Genomic DNA, 643 nt, shown 5'->3' with positions numbered 1-643 from the left:
GAAACGACGCTCCCCGAAGTCATTAAAATGCCTATTGGCCAAGCACTCACTTATTATCAAGAGTTATCTCTTACCGGTAAGCGAGGAGAAATTGCTGAAAAAATTCTGAAGGAAATCCAATTACGCTTGGAGTTTTTGGTCAATGTAGGCCTGGACTACCTGACACTCGACCGCAGCGCGGATACTTTATCAGGAGGCGAAGCGCAGCGTATTCGATTGGCTAGTCAAATTGGAGCTGGATTAGTTGGCGTTATGTACATACTCGATGAACCCTCTATAGGCCTTCATCAAAGAGATAATGAACGCCTGCTTAAGACTCTTACTCATCTGAAAGAACTTGGAAATACCGTTATCGTTGTCGAGCACGATGAAGACGCCATCAGACTCGCAGATTATGTTATCGATATCGGGCCAGGCGCTGGCGTACACGGCGGTGAGATTGTCTCCCAAGGCACTCCTGAGCAAGTCATGCGTGACGAGAACTCACTTACTGGCGCATATTTGAGCGGAACGAAAAAAATTGAAATACCTCGACAACGCACAGCTCCAAATCCGAAAAAACAATTGAGCTTAATCGGCGCGAATGGAAACAATCTAAATGACGTCACACTCAACATCCCAGAAGGCTTGTTAACATGTATCA

Annotated in this window: 1 pseudogene; it reads left to right on the top strand. The window is 45.7% G+C overall.

What is annotated here, in order from left to right:
- Positions 1–643, top strand: a pseudogene (locus tag A3739_RS12790) (excinuclease ABC subunit UvrA); the annotation flags it as partial.

The sequence above is a fragment of the Oleiphilus sp. HI0067 genome (assembly GCF_001635735.1).
Note: the sequence above shows the minus strand (reverse complement) of the source record. Positions and strands in the feature narration are given on the sequence as shown.